This window comes from Bradyrhizobium sp. LLZ17, assembly GCF_041200145.1.
Lineage (GTDB): Bacteria > Pseudomonadota > Alphaproteobacteria > Rhizobiales > Xanthobacteraceae > Bradyrhizobium.
Map to the genome: position 1 here is coordinate 6,971,197 of NZ_CP165734.1, position 15,644 is coordinate 6,986,840.

Annotated in this window: 13 protein-coding genes and 1 pseudogene; 10 read left to right on the forward strand and 4 right to left on the reverse strand. The window is 64.5% G+C overall.

The window, feature by feature from the left end:
* Positions 1-44: 44 nt before the first annotated feature.
* Together AB8Z38_RS33385 and AB8Z38_RS33390 are read right to left on the reverse strand one after the other, a co-directional pair.
* A complete protein-coding gene (locus AB8Z38_RS33385; RefSeq protein ID WP_369721816.1) occupies positions 45-992 on the reverse strand; it encodes an ABC transporter substrate-binding protein in 948 nt (315 codons plus the stop codon).
* A gap of 214 nt (positions 993-1,206) precedes the next feature.
* On the reverse strand, positions 1,207-2,463 hold the full coding sequence (locus AB8Z38_RS33390; RefSeq protein WP_369721817.1) for an ROK family protein: 1,257 nt from the start codon (positions 2,461-2,463) through the stop codon (positions 1,207-1,209).
* A 226-nt stretch (positions 2,464-2,689) separates the two neighbouring features.
* Between AB8Z38_RS33390 and AB8Z38_RS33395 the strand changes: the two genes are divergently transcribed.
* The 10 genes from AB8Z38_RS33395 (at position 2,690) to AB8Z38_RS33440 (ending at position 13,134) form a co-directional block, all read left to right on the forward strand.
* A complete protein-coding gene (locus AB8Z38_RS33395) occupies positions 2,690-3,655 on the forward strand; it encodes a sugar-binding protein (protein ID WP_369721818.1) in 966 nt (321 codons plus the stop codon).
* A 60-nt stretch (positions 3,656-3,715) separates the two neighbouring features.
* Positions 3,716-5,242, forward strand: a complete 1,527-nt coding sequence (locus tag AB8Z38_RS33400) for a sugar ABC transporter ATP-binding protein (RefSeq protein ID WP_369721819.1) — start codon at positions 3,716-3,718, stop codon at positions 5,240-5,242.
* Positions 5,239-6,306, forward strand: a complete 1,068-nt coding sequence (locus AB8Z38_RS33405; RefSeq protein ID WP_369721820.1) for an ABC transporter permease — start codon at positions 5,239-5,241, stop codon at positions 6,304-6,306. The genes AB8Z38_RS33400 and AB8Z38_RS33405 overlap by 4 nt, the downstream gene beginning before the upstream one ends.
* A 155-nt stretch (positions 6,307-6,461) precedes the next feature.
* The gene (locus AB8Z38_RS33410) at positions 6,462-7,313 is read left to right on the forward strand and encodes an SDR family oxidoreductase (RefSeq protein WP_369721821.1); all 852 of its coding nucleotides are present in this window, start codon (positions 6,462-6,464) and stop codon (positions 7,311-7,313) included.
* 12 nt (positions 7,314-7,325) lie between these two features.
* Positions 7,326-7,484: a hypothetical protein gene (locus AB8Z38_RS33415; RefSeq protein ID WP_369721822.1), complete on the forward strand. Its 159-nt coding sequence runs from the start codon at positions 7,326-7,328 to the stop codon at positions 7,482-7,484.
* Positions 7,485-7,523: 39 nt separating this feature from the next.
* Complete coding sequence (locus AB8Z38_RS33420; RefSeq protein ID WP_369721823.1) at positions 7,524-7,814, forward strand: DUF1330 domain-containing protein; 291 nt, start codon at positions 7,524-7,526, stop codon at positions 7,812-7,814.
* A 239-nt stretch (positions 7,815-8,053) separates the two neighbouring features.
* Positions 8,054-9,763, forward strand: a complete 1,710-nt coding sequence (locus AB8Z38_RS33425; RefSeq protein ID WP_369721824.1) for a sulfatase-like hydrolase/transferase — start codon at positions 8,054-8,056, stop codon at positions 9,761-9,763.
* Between the two features lie 254 nt (positions 9,764-10,017).
* Positions 10,018-11,184 (forward strand): NEW3 domain-containing protein, encoded by a 1,167-nt coding sequence (locus tag AB8Z38_RS33430; RefSeq protein WP_369721825.1) that lies wholly within the window; start codon positions 10,018-10,020, stop codon positions 11,182-11,184.
* Positions 11,181-12,182: an ABC transporter ATP-binding protein gene (locus AB8Z38_RS33435; protein WP_369721826.1), complete on the forward strand. Its 1,002-nt coding sequence runs from the start codon at positions 11,181-11,183 to the stop codon at positions 12,180-12,182. The genes AB8Z38_RS33430 and AB8Z38_RS33435 overlap by 4 nt, the downstream gene beginning before the upstream one ends.
* A complete protein-coding gene (locus AB8Z38_RS33440) occupies positions 12,172-13,134 on the forward strand; it encodes an ABC transporter permease (protein WP_369721827.1) in 963 nt (320 codons plus the stop codon). Before AB8Z38_RS33435 ends, AB8Z38_RS33440 begins: the two co-directional genes overlap by 11 nt.
* A gap of 89 nt (positions 13,135-13,223) precedes the next feature.
* Here AB8Z38_RS33440 and AB8Z38_RS33445 read toward each other — a convergent pair.
* Both AB8Z38_RS33445 and AB8Z38_RS33450 read right to left on the reverse strand, forming a co-directional pair.
* Positions 13,224-14,782: pseudogene (locus tag AB8Z38_RS33445) on the reverse strand (ABC transporter permease/substrate-binding protein).
* A complete protein-coding gene (locus AB8Z38_RS33450; RefSeq protein ID WP_369721828.1) occupies positions 14,779-15,561 on the reverse strand; it encodes an ATP-binding cassette domain-containing protein in 783 nt (260 codons plus the stop codon). Before AB8Z38_RS33450 ends, AB8Z38_RS33445 begins: the two are co-directional and overlap by 4 nt.
* Between the last annotated feature and the right edge of the window lie 83 nt (positions 15,562-15,644).

Sequence of the window (15,644 nt, forward strand, 5' to 3'; positions counted from 1 at the left end):
GGTCCCGCGAGCGGCGCAGAGCGCAACGCATCAGAAACGATCGGTTACTGCGACCGGTCCGAGGTCCAGCCCTTGTACTCGGCGACATTGTTCCGGGTCACGAGCTTCGAGGGCAGGAGCTCGACCGTCGAGGCTGGCTTCTGGCCGTTGAGTATGCCGACACCGATCTGCACCGCGCGCCGCGCCATGAAGAACGGGTCCTGCGAAGCGGACGCCTGGATCTGCGCCGCCGCCGGGTCCTTGAGCGCGGCCTCGATGTCGGGCGCGCCATCGACCGCGGTGATGATCATGCCGGTGCGGTTTTGCTGGCGCGCCGCGAGGTCGGTGCCGATCGCCTGCGGATCGTTGATGGCGAAAATAGCGTCGATCTTGGGGAAGCGGGTCAGATAGCCTTGCGCGACGGTGAGGCCGCCTTCGCGCGAGCCCTTGGCGTCCTGGTCGCTGGACAACACCTTGATGCCGGGATTCTTCGAGAAAACATTCTTGCAGCCGGTGACGCGGTCGATCACGGCGGAAACCTGCGGCCCGTTCTCGATGATGACGTCGCCCTTGCCGCCCAGCTTGTCGACGATGTACTGGCAGGAAATCTCGCCGGCCTGGACGTTGTTGGTGGTCACGGTGGCATCGGCGCCTTCGGCCGCGGTGTCGACCGCGACGACCACGATGCCTGCCGCCTGCGCCTTCTTGATCGCCGGCCCGATCGCCTTGGGATCACCGGGGTTCAACAGGATCAGGTCGACGCCGGCGGCGATGAAATTGTCGATCTGGGTGACCTGCTTGCCGAGGTCGTATTCGAAGCCAACGGTGGTGATCTTGACATTGGGATTGGTCTTCTTGGCCTCGAACTCGGCGCCCTTCGACAGCGCGACGAAGAACGGGTTGCCCATCGATCCCAGCGAGACGCCGATCGACTTCAGCTCTTTGGCAAAGGACGGCGCGGTGCTCAGGGCAAGCGCCATCGCGGCGCCGGCGAGCGTGATCGTCTTCAACATTGGCTTCCTCCCTGGTCTATCTTCAATCCGGCACGGCAGACCAGTTGCCGTAACGGAATCTCGCGTCATCAAACCTGTGCGCGCTTCATTTTCAAGTGCCGCAAGCCTGCTCGGCCAGCCGATACCGTCGCGTGCGACCGCGCCGAGGATCGCCAAACCCTTGATCCCATATTGCCAGACATCGCATGCCCCGATCAAGACGTGGCAGCGGTGTTCACTCGCTCCCTTCCATGTGGTTGCGGTCCACAACCCGCAACGTCTGTCGCACCATGCCGTCGACAATGGCCGCCGACTCGCTTGGTCGCAGATGAATCGCCGTGGACTTGAGCAGCGATGGCAACACCGCTTGCTCGAGCCGCTCCTCATAAGCGCGGCGCATCATGTCAAATGATTGAAGGCCGGGTCCCGCCAGGATGACGTGATGTGGGCGCAGCACCGATATCGTCGCCGCGACCGCCTCGGCAAGTGCGCGGCCTGCCTGCTGGAACAGGTGCTCGAGGCGCGGATCGCCGTCCAGCGTCCGCTCGCGCAGCAGAGCCATCTGCGCTTCGGACGGCTGTTGCGAGTCCGCAGGCGGCAGGTCGAGAAACGTGCGGGCGTCGCGGTAGAGCGCATAATCGGCAAGATAGGCCTCGATGCAGCCGCGCTGCCCGCAGCGGCATTGCGGACCGTCCGGCGCCAATTTGACATGGCCGAGCTCGCTGCCGGCGCCCCAGCGCGCTTCACCGTCGACGACGACACCCATTCCGATGCCGTGACCGACCATGATGGTGGCGGAGAGGCCCTGGGCCAATGCCGGTTCGGCGGCTGTGAGCGTGAGCGCAACGGCGACGGCGTCGTTCGCCATCACGACGTCGACGCCGAACGCCCGACGTAGCGGCGTTGCCAGATCGACGTCGGTGATCGACAGTGCCGGACTCCAGAGGGTCCAGCCGGTGTCGACGTTGACGATGCCCTGCAGCGCAAGCCCAATTCCCAACAGCTGACGGCGTGGCGTCGCCGTCGCGTCGAGCATCGCATTGATCTGCCCGATCACGAGATCGCGCAGTCCGCCTGCATCGAGAGCGCGCGTCGGCAGCGCAAGGCGCGACTGCGCCAGGCCGGAGCCCCTGAAATCCGCGATCAGCGTCTCGATCAGGTTCATGCGGACGGAGACCGCGACGATGCGCCCAAAGTCAGGGTTCAGGGTCAGCAGCACGGCCGGCCGGCCACGGCGTCGGCCATTCAGCCCGTCCGCATCCTCTTCGTCGGGATCGTCGGACCATGAGGTTGCCGCTGTCTCGGTCTCGCACAGCAACTCTTCCGCGATCAGGCTCGACGTCAGGCCCGAAATGGTGGGGAAGCTTAGCCCTGTATTGCGGGCGAGTTCCACGCGCGGCAACGGCCCCAGGCGCCGCAAGACTTCGACCAGGCGGCCGCGGTTCGATCCGCGAGGCACGCTTGAAAAAGGTCTGGGCAGCTCAGTGGCCATGGTCCCTTTAATTCGGCAAAGTGAAATTAATCAACGCGTGCGCCGGTAGCAGGCTCGAAAAAACACAGCTACCAATCCGTATTTACTATTGTCTCGCCTCATGTACTATTTAGACTTGAAGAAGGCGCAGGTACATCCTGAATCCGGCAATTGTCTCTGTGACATTTCTTCGCGACGTAAATAAAAAAGGGCGCCAAGGGTGCCAAGGAAGCCAAGGGAGATGGACATGAACGGATCAATGAAGAAATTGATAGTGCCGCTGCTCGCGACCGCCGCTGCGTTCGCGCTTGCCACGGGTGCGGCGCAGGCCCAGCAGAAAAAGACCATCGCGCTCGTCACCAATGCCGCGGCCGATTTCTGGACCATAGCCGGCCGTGGGCTCGAGAAGGCTCAGAAGGAGCACCCGGAATACGACATCCAGTTGATCGTCACCAACGATGCGACCGCGGCCGGCCAGCGGCGCGAACTGGACGACCTGCTGGTGCGCGGCGTCGCCGGCATCTCCATCTCGGTCGACGATGCGCCGCACGCAACCGAAGAGCTCAACAAGGTCGCGTCCCAGACCGTGTTGATCACGACGGACAGCGACGCGCCGCAGAGCAAGCGACTCGCCTATATCGGCACCGACAACGTCGCGGCCGGGCGGCAAGCAGGCGAGGAGTTCAAGAAGGCCTTGCCGAACGGCGGCAAGATTGCGCTATTCGTCGGCACGATGGATGCGGACAACGCCCGCGAGCGAGTGCAGGGTATCAAGGATGCGATCGCCGGCACCAAGATCGAGCTGGTCGACGTGTTCACGGACCAGGTGGACTCCGCCAAGGCCAAGGCGAACATGGAGAACGTGCTCGTCAAATATCCCGACATCGCACTGCTGTCCGGCCTTTGGAGCTACGAGACTCCGCTGATCTATGACGCGGTCAAGGCGGCGGGCAAGGCCGGCAAGGTGAAGATCGTCGGCTTCGACGAGGACCAGCGCACGCTGCGGGGAATTTCCGACGGCACGATCGAGTCGACGGTGGTGCAGCAGCCGTTCGAATTCGGCTATCTCTCCGCCACCAACATCATCAAGACGCTGAAGGGCGACAAGTCCTGGATTCCCGCTGACAGCAAGCTGATCGTGCCGACCCAGGTGATCAACAAGACCAACGTCGCGGAGTTCACCGCTCACATGAAGGAGCTGCTGAAGAAGTGAACCTCTGTACCTTTCGACGCCCGGCGAGCATGCCGTCGGGCGTCGGTTGGGAGGACGTGAATGGCGGAAATCCTGTTCGAACTCGCCGGGATCAGCAAGTCCTATCCCGGGGTGATGGCGCTCAACGATGTCAGCCTGCGCGTGTACCGTGGCGAAGTGTTGGGCCTGATCGGCGAGAACGGCGCCGGCAAGTCGACTTTGATGCGCGTGCTGGGCGGCGTGATCGCGCCAAGCGCGGGCGTGATCCGCATCGGCGGCGCTGACCATGCCGAATTGACGGTGAGCCAGGCGACGCAGACCGGCATCGCCTTCGTGCACCAGGAACTGAACCTGTTCGAGAATCTCGACGTCGCCGCCAACGTCTTCATCGGACGCGAGAAGCTCGTCGGCGGCCCGCTGAAGCTGGTGGACAGCACGCAGATGCGCGCGCGCGTGACGCCGCTGCTGCAGCGGCTGGGCGCCGATTTCACCCCTGACACGCTGGTCGACAATTTGTCCATCGCCCAACGTCAGATGGTGGAGATCGCCAAGGCGCTCTCGATCGACGCCCGCGTGATCATCATGGACGAGCCGACGTCGAGCCTGACGATTTCCGAGACCGAGCGTCTGCTGGAGGTGATTGCCGATCTGAAGGCGCACGGCATCGCAGTGATCTATATCTCCCACCGGCTCGGCGAGATCATGACCTGCGCCGATCGCGTCGTGGTGCTGCGCGACGGGCGCACGGTGGGAGAGCTGGCGCGAGACCAGCTCAGCCACGCCGCAATGATCCGGTTGATGATCGGCCGCGACCTCAAAGCGCTGCATACGCCGCCGAAACGGCCGCCGCAGCCGGGCGGCTGCGACATCGTCGGCCTCGTGACGTCGGCGTTCCCCGACCGGCAGATTGACCTTTCCGTGCGGCATGGCGAGATCCTCGGACTGGCAGGACTGGTGGGCGCTGGCCGTACCTCGCTGGCCCGCGCGGCTTTCGGTATCGATCCGGTGCTGGGAGGCGAGATCAGGATCGACAACGCGCCGGTCGATGTCGCGTCGCCCCGGGATGCGATCAGGCAAGGCATCTATCTGGTGCCGGAGGACCGCAAGAAAACCGGGCTCGTGCTGGAACTGCCTATCCGCGAGAATGTGACGCTGGCGAGCCTGCTGAATTACGCGCGGATGTGGCTGGTCAACGGCGCGTCCGAGCGTAAGGTGGCGAAGGAGCAGGTCAGGCGGCTCTCCATCAAGGTGCCGAGCGTCGATATGGAGGCCGTGACCCTCTCCGGCGGTAACCAGCAGAAAGTCGTGCTGGGCAAGTGGCTTTCCATGCAGCCCCGCGTGATGTTCTTCGATGAGCCGACCCGCGGCATCGATGTCGGTGCCAAGAGCGAGATCTACGCCCTGATGCGCGAACTCGCCGACCAGGGCGTTGCGATCGTGATGATCTCCTCGGACATGGAGGAGGTCATCGGTGTCTCCGATCGGGTCGCGGTGATGCACGAAGGCAGCGTCAGCGGTGTGCTGGAGCGACCGCAATTCAGTGAATACAACGTGCTGCGGCTTGCGATCGGCCAGGCGCTGGAAACCGTGGAAGCCGCTGCCCCATGAACAAAAAAGAACTCGGCCTCGGCCTGCTGCTCGTGGTGATTTCCGTCATCACGGGCATGATCAATCCGGCCTTCCTGTCGGTGGTGAACCTGCTGAACATGGCCAATCTGATCGGCCTGTTCGGCGTGTTTGCGCTTGGCGAAGGGCTCGTGATCATCACCGGCGGCATCGACCTTTCGCTCGGCTCGATGTTCGCGCTGCTCGGTGTCGTTTTCGTCGACCTTCTGACGACATACCAGGTTCCCTGGCCCTTGGCGCTGCTGGCCGTGTTGCTGGGTGGACTGATGCTGGGGGCCGTTCAGGGGATCCTGATCACCCGGCTGAAAATGCAGCCCTTCATCGTGACGCTGTGCGGGTTGCTGATCTATCGCGGCGCGGCCCGCTACTACACGACCGACTCGACGCGCGGCTTCGGCTACGGCGACGAGGCCGGGACCTTGAGCAGCATTGCCTCCGGCCATGTGGCAGGCATCCCGAACACCTTCATCCTCCTGATCATCCTTGCGCTGGTCCTCGGCGTGCTGCTGCACCGCTCGGTCTACGGACGCTGGCTTTATGCCGTCGGCAAGAACGAGGAGGCGGCGCGCTTCTCCGGCATCAACACCAATATGGTGATCGCAACTGCGTATATCATCAGTGGTGGGCTCGCCGGAGTTGCGACGGTCTTGTTCGTGTTCTACACGAACTCGGTGTCTCCGAGCTCCTTCGGCAATTTCTATGAGCTCTATGCGATCGCGGCTGCCGTGCTGGGCGGGTGCAGCCTGCGCGGCGGCGAGGGTTCAATTCTCGGTATCGTGCTGGGGACTGCGCTGCTGCAGGTGCTGCAGAACCTCGTGAACATCCTCGGCATCCCCAATTCGCTGAACTTCGCGGTGATGGGGACGGTGATTCTGATCGGCGTGTTGGCGGACCAGCAATTGCAGGAACGACGCCGGCGCAAGCTGGCGCTGGCCGGCCTCGCCCGCACGGCACCGAAATCGACGCCTGGACAAGGACAACAGGGCGCGTCAGCACCACCGCGCGGCGCGGATCCGTTGCCGGTGAGAACGGGCGACCAGGCATAAGGGATCCAGGCTCCAGTTAACACGAGGCCACTTCGTCGGCGACTGGCCCATGCACCGTGGGTCTCGTGTGCCCTGGTGCCGGCAAGGCCGAACTGAGCGGGATTGTGCCACGCGCCTTCCTCCGACATGATGACGGGGATTATTGGGGGGAGACCATGCGATCTGTCGTCGTCACCGGCGCGTCCACCGGCATCGGCTGGGCCATTGCGAAATTCTTGATTGGACGCGGCTATCGCGTCTTCGGCAGCGTCCGCAAGCAGGCCGATGCTGATCGGCTCACCGGCGAATTCGGCGCCAATTTCACGCCGCTGCTGTTCGACGTCACCGACGAAGCCGCCGTGCTGGCCGCCGCGCGAACGGTGCGCGAGGCGCTGGGCGGCGAGACGCTGGCCGGCCTCGTCAACAATGCCGGCGTCGCAGTCGCTGGTCCCGTGCTCGAACTGTCGGCGGATGATTTCCGCCGCCAGATGGACATCAACGTCATCGGTCCCGTGATCGCGACGCAGGCGTTCGGGCCGCTGCTCGGTTCGGATCCGTTGCTGATGGGACCAAAGGGCCGGATCGTGATGATCAGCTCGGTCGCCGGCAAGAACGGCAATCCGCTGTCGGCGCCTTACTGCACCTCCAAGCACGCTATCGAGGGCCTCTCGGAGAGCCTGCGCCGCGAGCTGATGCTGTTCGGCATCGATGTCATCATTGTCGCGCCCGGTGCGGTGAAGACGCCGATCTGGAGCAAAGCGGAGCAGATGGATCTGTCGGTCTACAAGAACTCGCCTTATTTGCCCGCGCTCAACAAGGTCATGGCCTTCATGATGAAGCTCGGCGAGACCGGCCTGCCGGCCGAGCGGATCGCGGAAATCGTGTTCGAGGCGCTCACGGCTGCGAAGCCCAAGGTCCGCTACCAGATCACGCCGGATCCGATGCGCCATCTGATCGCGGCCACGCTGCCCAAGCGCGTGGTCGATCGCATCATCGCCAAGCGTCTCGGGCTACTGCCGCAGGGCTGAGCCATGGTGAGGATGAAACGGTTACCCGAGCTCGCGGCGGAGCTCGCCGAGCGGCAGGTCGGTGCGATCGTCACGATGGGCGGTAACGTGGCCGCGCTCGCGGCCAAGCGGGCAACCTCGGCCATTCCGATCGTGTTTCTCACCGGGGACGCCGACGAGGTCATCGAATAGACGCTGCCACAGGTTTTCGGTGGGTGGGCGGAGGTTGAAATGCCGGCTTATGTGATTTTCGACGTCGAAATCAGGGATTTGCAGCAGTACCAAAGTTTCATGTCGGGCGTGAAACCGGCGTTGGAGGCCGCAGGCGCCAGGTATCTGGCGCGAGGCGGGGCTCACAAGGTCTACGAGGGAGATTGGGAGCCCCGCAGGATTGTGCTCCTGGAATTCCCGTCCGTCGCGGCGTGGGAGGCCTTCTACGATGGCGCGATCTACCGGGGGCTCAAATCCATCCGGGATGCCTGCAGTTCTGCCCGCCTGGTCAGCGTCGAGGGCCTCGACTAGACGCCAAGTCTGTTTTGGCAGCGCGGCATCGCTTTGGCGAAGATGAGTTCGACGCGGAGGCCGCGCGCCCATCGGCCCCGCTAACAATAAGCCAACGTCGGGTCGCCGCGCGCGTTGCTTGTCTGTGACCGTTCCACTACAGTTTTATGACACGGCGCAGGCTTTCCGGCTGCGCCGAAAGCCGCAGGCCGGTTTAGACGGCTTGGCATCACCGCCGGACCAGCTGTTGCGTGTCGTCGATGGCGTCCGCGCCGAATCCAGGTCCTTCCGCCACCGCCGTTCTGGCGAGCGTTGCCGCGCTCGGAATCTGGCGTTTGCTCGCTGTCGCGGCGCCGCATCTTGCGGCCATTGCCCTGATGTACGAGACCGAGACCGATTTCGGCTCGCGTCTCTTGTTCGTGCTGGCCTGGAGCATCCTCAACTGCTTCTGGATCACGCTGCTGCGGCGGCCCGCGCTCTCGGGCGCGCTGTCGCTGACCATGGTGGTGGTGCTGGTGCTGCTGTCGCGGCTCAAGCACGACGTCGTGCAGATGACGGTCAATTTCATCGACCTGATGATGATCGACCGCGACACGGTCGCGTTCCTGTTTGCGATTTTTCCGAACCTGCGCTGGTCGGTGATCGGGGCAGGTCTCGTCACGCTGCCGCTGATGTATGCGCTGTGGTGGCTCGATCCGTTCCGCATCCGCCGTTTGCCGGCACTCGCCTGTAAGCTCGCCTGCCTCGCCGCACTGGTTGGTTATTCGCTCTATCATCCCGATGAAGCCTGGCGCGGCTATTACGACGACGGCTATCTCTCGAAATTCTTCCGCTCCGGCGTCAGCGCAGTCTCCGACTTCGCGCAATACGGCTTCATGGAGTCGGCCGGCTCGACCAACGAACGGCTCAATATGCCGCTGGTCGATGCGTGCCATCCCGCGGGACGCCGGCCGAACATCATCATGATCCATGATGAATCCAGTTTCGACATCCGCGCCGCGCAAGGCATCAAGGTGCCCGCTGGCTATGGCAGTCACTTCAAGTCCTTTGACGGAAAGCAGCGCACGTTCCTGGCGGAGAGCAACGGCGGTCCGAGCTGGTTCACCGAATACAACGTGCTCGCCGGCCTCTCATCGCGCTCGTTCGGCCGCTTCGCCTATTTCGTGACGCGCATCGCGTCCGGCCGCGTCGAGCGCGGCCTGCCGCTGGCGCTGCGCCGCTGCGGCTACGACACCATGTCGCTCTACCCCGCCTATGGCGGCTTCATGGGTGCGCGCAGCTTTCAGACGACGACCGGGATCGAGCGCTTCTTCGACTCGAAGGATCTCGGCGCCAAGGACGTCGAGCCTGATAGCTTCTTCTATGACAGGGCGCTCCGGCTGATGGGTGAGCGCAAGCCGAACAAGCCGCTGTTCACCTTCGTCTATCTTGGCGCCAATCATTTCCCCTGGGAGACGCGTTTTCGCCCCGACCTGATGCCGAACTGGCGCGCGCAAGGCAACGCTCCTTCGATCGACGAATATCTGCGACGGCAGGCCATGAGCGCCGAGCAATACAAGACCTTCATCGCCGGCCTGAAGAAGACCTTTCCAGGCGAACCCTTCCTGATCGTGCGCTATGGCGACCATCAGCCGGAATTCGCGCCGCAGATCCTCGAGCCCGGACTCGACGAAGGCGCGATCGGCAAAAAGCTCGACGATTACGATCCGCGTCTCTACGCGACCTATTACGCGATCGACGCCGTCAATTTCGAGCCGGTCAGAAGCGATGCCGTAATGGACACGATCGACGGTGCCTATCTGCCGCTGGTAATCCAGGAAGCCGCCGGCATTCCGCTCGATCCCTCCTTTGCCGAGCAGAAGGAGATCATGCTCCGCTGCAAAGGCCTGTTCTACGCCTGCAAGGATGGCGCCGAGGCGCGGCGGCTGAACCGGCTGCTCATCGACGCGGGCATGATCCATGGGCTCTAGCGCTTCTGCACCCGCTGCCTGGATTTTTGCCAAGATATATCGTATTACGATATATTAATGTTTCGGGTCTCCGCGCCGTTTTCAAACTAAAGTCTGAGCCGAAAGTGCCCGCTATCACCGACTTGTAATTGGAACGGCGCTTCACCACCCAAACTTCGTCACGATTGCTCCCATCATTCGACGCATCGCCGCCCTGCTTTTTCGGCGACACGATGTCCGTCCCTCGTCCACCCTTCCTTGCAGGAGTATCGTCCATGCGAGCGCTTGATGCTGCGCGTCTTGCATTTGCCCTCACGCTGGTCAGTCCCCTCGTCCATGCCGCCGAACCGTCGCATGAGATCAAGGGTCTGTATCTGATGACCGACTATCCGGCGATCACGGTGCGCCCCGGCACCACCACCAACGTTGCGTTGCGCTTGCAGGATTACGGGCTGTCGCCGGAGCGCTACCAGCTCTCGGTCGCAGGCGTTCCCAGCGGCTGGACCGCGACGCTGCTCGGCGGCGGACAGCCGGTCGGCGCGGCGATGCCGGCCCCTGATGGCAGCGTCGCATTGCAGCTCAGGCTCGATGTCCCCGCCGGCAACGATCTCAGCGCACACACGCTCACGGTCAAGGCCGAAGGGCAGGGCACCAACGCGGAGCTGCCGATCGCGGTGTCGCTTGCCAAGGAGCTGCCCGCCAAGCTCAGCGTGAAGTCCAGCCTACCCTCGCTGCGCGGCACTCCGAAATCCAACTTCGACTACACGCTCTCGATCAAGAACGATTCGGGCCGCAACCTCGTCGCCAGCTTCGCTGCGGAAGCGCCGGCCAATTTCGAGACCTCGTTCACCGAAGCCTACGGCACCCAGGAGCTGTCCTCGATCCCGATCGACGCCGGCCAGTCCAAGGACGTCAAGCTGAAGGTCCGTCCTCCGAGCACGATCGATGCCGGTCATTTCCCGGTCAAGGTCACCGTGAAGGCGGAGGACGCTTCGGCATCGACCGAGCTTGCGCTCGACGTGGTCGGCCAACCGCAACTCCAGATCTCCGGCCGCGACGGCCTGTTGAGTGCGCGTGCAGTGGCAGGGCGGCAGAGCTCGATTCCGATCGTCGTGACCAACACCGGCACGGCGCCGGCCGAGAACATCGCGCTCGCCGGGAGCGCGCCGACCGGATGGAAGGTGACGTTCGAGCCGGCGACGATCGAGCGCCTCGTCCCCGGCAAGGACAGCGAGGTCCAGGCACTGGTGACGCCGAGCGACAAGTCGCTGGCCGGTGACTACCAGGCCACGCTCCGCGCCACCTCGCGCGGCGAGAGCGCGTCCAGCCAGTTCCGCGTCACCGTCGGCACCTCGACGGCATGGGGCATGGCGGGCGCGGGCGTCATCGGGGTCGCGCTGCTGCTGATGCTGGGCGCCGTTGCGAGGTTCGGACGGCGATGAGCGATCAACAGAACGAAATCCCAACGACCGCCTCCAAAACGACTGCCTCGGATCCCGTCATCACCGCGCGCGGGCTGACGAGGCGCTACGGCAAGATCGAGGTCGTGGATGCCATCGACTTCGACATCGGTCGTGGCGAGGTGTTCGGCCTGCTCGGACCGAATGGCGCCGGCAAGACCACGACCATCCTGATGATGCTCGGCTTAACCGAGATCTCGTCCGGCGAGGTCAGCGTGCTCGGTTTCAATCCGGCGCGCGAGCCGCTGAAGGTCAAGCGGCGCGTCGGATATCTGCCGGATGCGGTTGGCTTTTACGATCAGCTCACCGCGACTGAAAACCTGGCCTATACCGCCAAGCTGATGGGCCTGGCGCGCGCCCAGCGCGGGCGGCGGATCGAGGCAGCCTTGGCGCGGGTCGGCCTGGCCGAGGTCGCGTCGCGGCGCGTCGCCACCTTCTCGCGCGGCATGCGCCAGCGGCTGGGCCTTGCCGAGATCATCGTCAAGCGCGCCGAGATCGCGATCCTGGACGAGCCGACCTCCGGGCTCGATCCGCAGGCCACCCAGGAATTCCTCGCATTGATCGGGGAGTTGAAAGCCGAGGGCGTGACGGTGCTGCTGTCCTCCCACATGCTCGACCAGGTGCAGCGCATTTGCGATCGCGTTGCGCTGTTCCAGGCCGGCCGCATCGTGCTGATGGGCGCGGTGCCGGAGCTGGCGGTCAAGGTGCTCGGCGCCGGCTTCGTCGTGGAAGTCGAGGCCGAGGGGCTCGGCATCGCGCGGCGGCTCGCGATGATCCCCGGCGTGACCCAGGTCGAGACGCTTGCCGCCGATCGCTTCCGCATGACCGCGGAACGGGACGTGCGGCCGGACGCGGCGCGGGCCGTGGTCGCGGTCGATGGATCGCTGCGAAGATTGTCGGTCGACGAGCCGAGCCTGGAGGCGATCTATGCGCGGTATTTCCAGGCCCAGCCCACGGGGGACGTTCGTCATGCGGCGTGAGGGTTCACCGTTCCAGGGTCTGTCCACCGTCTTCGTCAAGGAGCTCGCGGATCACATCTCCAGCGTCCGCATGCTGATGCTGGAGCTGCTGATCGTGTTCACTGCGCTTGCCGCGCTCTACGAGGCGATCAACAGCCTGCGGCAGAACACCGCCGAAGATCCGTTCCTGCTGCTGCGTCTTTTCACCATCGACCAGGCGCCGCTGCCGTCCTTTGTTGCGATCCTCGGATTCCTCATTCCGCTGATGGCGATCGGCCTTGGCTTCGACGCCGTCAACAGCGAGCACAACCGGCGGACGCTGTCTCGTATCCTGGCGCAGCCGATCTATCGCGATGCGCTGCTGATGGGGAAATTTCTTGCAGCGCTCGCCACCATCGGCATCAGCCTCGCCGCCTTATGGCTCCTGGTGATCGGCCTCGGCCTGATCTTCCTCGGCGTGCCGCCGGGCGGGGAAGAGATCGCGCGCTCGCTGGTGTTTCTGGTGGTCGCGATCTTCTATGCGGGCGTCTGGCTGTCGCTGGCGATGCTTCTCTCGATCGTGTTCCGCTCGCCCGCGACCGCCGCGCTGGTCTCGCTCGGCATCTGGCTATTCCTGACCGTGCTGTGGCCGATGTTGGCCCCTGCGATCGCGCAGGCGATCGCACCGGTCGATCCGCGCTACGCAATGCTCGGCCTGAATGACCCCGCGACTGCGGTCTGGACCCAGGAACTGCTGCGGCTGTCGCCCAACGACCTGTTCGGCGAGGCGATGCTCGCGGTGCTGTCGCCGACGACGCGCACGCTCGGTCCGGTCTTCCTCGATCAGCTCCGCGGCGCCGTTATGGGCGCGCCGCTCCCGTTCGGCGAAAGCGTCATGATCGCATGGCCGCAGACCGTCGGCCTTATCGCGGGCACTATCGTGCTGTTTGCGTTCGGCTATGTGCTGTTCCAGCGGCAGGAGGTGCGAGCCTAAACTGATTGCGGTTTGCCCTCTCTTCCTCCAGAGACGGGCGAGAGAGGGTGGCCGGAGTTCCCCGCCGCGGCCACCCTCTCAACTCTCACCTATGGTCGCCCGATCTTCTCCCATAGCCATCTGGCAACCGCATCGGGCGAGGAGTTCGCGTCGTTGCCGGCGGCGCGCAAATTTGCTTCTCGCATCGTGGCGATGTCGATCTTGCCCAACAGCGGCTTCAGCGCGGCTTGCAATCGTTCGTCGCCGGCGCGTTTCGGTGCCAGCAACAGAATCGCATCGTAAGGCGGGATCGCCTGTTTGACATCGTCGAGCACGACGAGATCGTATTTCGCGATCAGTCCGTCGCTGGTATACCCCGCAATCACGTCGACCTCGCCGCTGGCGACCGCCGCATACATGAAGTCCGGCTGCATCTGCCGCTGCGCACGGAACTGAAGGCCGTAAGCTTTTGCAGCCCCGCCCATTCCGGGCGCGAGAAGAATTCGTAGTCGCCGGCGATCGACAGCGTCGATGCATGGCCCGCGAGATCGGCGATGGTGCGGATGCCGAGCGCGTCAGCGCGCTTCTTCGGCATCACCAGCGCATAGGCGTTCTCGAAGCCGAGCTCTCCGAGCAGGGTGATGTGGTCCCTAGCAAGTGCCGTCTTCAACTCCGCCACCAGTTCCGCGCGTGGCTTGATGTCGGTGCGGTGCAACTGGTTGGCCCAGAGCGTGCCGGAGTAATCGACATAGAGGTCGATGTCGCCGGCCTTCAGGGCCCCGAAGATCACGCTGGAACCGAGGCCCGATCGCGCGCTGGCCGGAAGGCCGGCCGCCTGCAGGCGATCCCTGAGCAGCGCCGACAACACATATTGCTCAGCAAACGTCTTGGCGCCGACCGCGTAGCCCGACGGCGAACGCCCCATGGTCGGCACCAGCGTCGCTGCGACAAGCGCGGCGATGCCAATCACGCCGACCCCCGCACGCAGACGGCTGCGGTGGCGCAGGCCGCTCTCGATCAGGCCGAGCAGTTGGTCGACGGCCAGCGCCAGCAGCGCAGACGCAACGCAGCCGAACAGCACGAACACCCAGTTTTGGGTTTGCAGCCCTGCGAAGATGTAGTTGCCGAGGCTGGTCTGTCCGATCGGTGTCGACAGTGTCGCGGTTCCGATCACCCACACCGCGGCGGTTCGGATGCCGGCCATCATCACCGGCAGGGCCAGCGGCAGCTCGACCATCACGAGCGACTGCCGCGCGGTCATGCCGACCCCCTCGGCGGCTTCGATCAGTGCCGGGTCGATGCCGTTAAGCCCGGTGATGCCGTTGCGCAGCACCGGCAGCATCGAATAAAGCGCGAGCGCCAGCATCGCCGGCAGGAAGCCGAACGCCGAGAAGGAGATGCCGAACCACGCCAGTGTCACGGACGCCGCAGCCAGCAGCAGCGGGTAGAACAGCGCGAGCAGCGCCAGTCCCGGCACGGTCTGCACGATGCTGGCGAGCGCGAGGAGGATACTTCGCGGTGCAGGTCGGTTGCGGGTGAGAATTGCCAGCGGCAGGCTGATGACCAGGCCGAGCGCAAGCGCGGCAAGGCTTACCCGCACGTGGTTGCCGAGATAATCGGGCAAATGCGACAGCGCCTCGCCCCAGCGTGGATCGGAGAAGAGGCTCATGCCGCACCGCTTTGCGGCAGCAGCGCATTCAGCCGCTCGACCTGGCGCCGCGGTGTCCGCAACAGCTCCAGCACATAGCTATCGCTGCTTTTCGAGAGCGCTGCCGGCGTGCCCTGTGCCAGCAGCTTTCCGCCGCGCATCACGGCGATACGATCGGCGAGCAGGATCGCCTCCGTCATGTCGTGCGTGATCATCACGGTGGTCAGTCCGAGTTTGCGATGCAAGCCGCGAAAGTCGTCGCCGAGTGCATCGCGGGTGAGGGGATCGAGTGCGCCGAACGGCTCGTCCATCAGCACGATGCGGGGGCGTGCCGCGAGCGCCCGCGCAACGCCGACGCGCTGGCGCTGACCGCCGGAGAGCGCATCGGGCAGGCGGTCGCGATGCGCGCTGCGATCGAGTTGCACGAGCTCGATCAACTCGTCGATCCGCGCAGCGATGGCGGCCGCCGGCTCGCCCAGCAGCTTCGGTGTGATCCCGATATTGTCGGCGACGCTGAGATGCGGGAACAGCCCGCCGCTCTGGAAGACGTACCCGATCCGGCGCCGGAGCGCGACCGGGTCGATGTTTTGGACGTCCTCGCCCTCGACCGTGATGGTGCCGCCATCGGCCTCGATCAGCCGGTTGGCAAGCCGCAGCAGCGTCGTCTTGCCCGAGCCCGAGCCGCCGACGACGGCCACGAACTCGCCCTCGGCAATGTCGAGCGATACGCCGTCCACCGCCTTGAGGCGGCCGAAGCTCTTGGTGACCTGTGCATAGCCAATCATCGGCCGGGAAGGCATCAGACGCGCGCTCGGTTTGCTCGCCCCCAGGGAAGGGCGAAGGGGATGACCGGACCATCCGTACCACGCTTGGCGGCTTGATT

Excerpts from the sequence above, each read along its gene's own strand:
- AB8Z38_RS33385 (WP_369721816.1), bottom strand. The coding sequence starts at position 992 with ATGTTGAAGACGATCACGCTCGCCGGCGCCGCGATGGCGCTTGCCCTG.
- AB8Z38_RS33435 (WP_369721826.1), top strand. The coding sequence starts at position 11,181 with ATGAGCGATCAACAGAACGAAATCCCAACGACCGCCTCCAAAACGACT.
- AB8Z38_RS33415 (WP_369721822.1), top strand. The coding sequence starts at position 7,326 with ATGAAACGGTTACCCGAGCTCGCGGCGGAGCTCGCCGAGCGGCAGGTC.
- AB8Z38_RS33430 (WP_369721825.1), top strand. The coding sequence starts at position 10,018 with ATGCGAGCGCTTGATGCTGCGCGTCTTGCATTTGCCCTCACGCTGGTC.
- AB8Z38_RS33400 (WP_369721819.1), top strand. The coding sequence starts at position 3,716 with ATGGCGGAAATCCTGTTCGAACTCGCCGGGATCAGCAAGTCCTATCCC.
- AB8Z38_RS33450 (WP_369721828.1), bottom strand. The coding sequence starts at position 15,561 with ATGCCTTCCCGGCCGATGATTGGCTATGCACAGGTCACCAAGAGCTTC.
- AB8Z38_RS33395 (WP_369721818.1), top strand. The coding sequence starts at position 2,690 with ATGAACGGATCAATGAAGAAATTGATAGTGCCGCTGCTCGCGACCGCC.
- AB8Z38_RS33440 (WP_369721827.1), top strand. The coding sequence starts at position 12,172 with ATGCGGCGTGAGGGTTCACCGTTCCAGGGTCTGTCCACCGTCTTCGTC.
- AB8Z38_RS33425 (WP_369721824.1), top strand. The coding sequence starts at position 8,054 with ATGGCGTCCGCGCCGAATCCAGGTCCTTCCGCCACCGCCGTTCTGGCG.
- AB8Z38_RS33405 (WP_369721820.1), top strand. The coding sequence starts at position 5,239 with ATGAACAAAAAAGAACTCGGCCTCGGCCTGCTGCTCGTGGTGATTTCC.
- AB8Z38_RS33420 (WP_369721823.1), top strand. The coding sequence starts at position 7,524 with ATGCCGGCTTATGTGATTTTCGACGTCGAAATCAGGGATTTGCAGCAG.
- AB8Z38_RS33410 (WP_369721821.1), top strand. The coding sequence starts at position 6,462 with ATGCGATCTGTCGTCGTCACCGGCGCGTCCACCGGCATCGGCTGGGCC.
- AB8Z38_RS33390 (WP_369721817.1), bottom strand. The coding sequence starts at position 2,463 with ATGGCCACTGAGCTGCCCAGACCTTTTTCAAGCGTGCCTCGCGGATCG.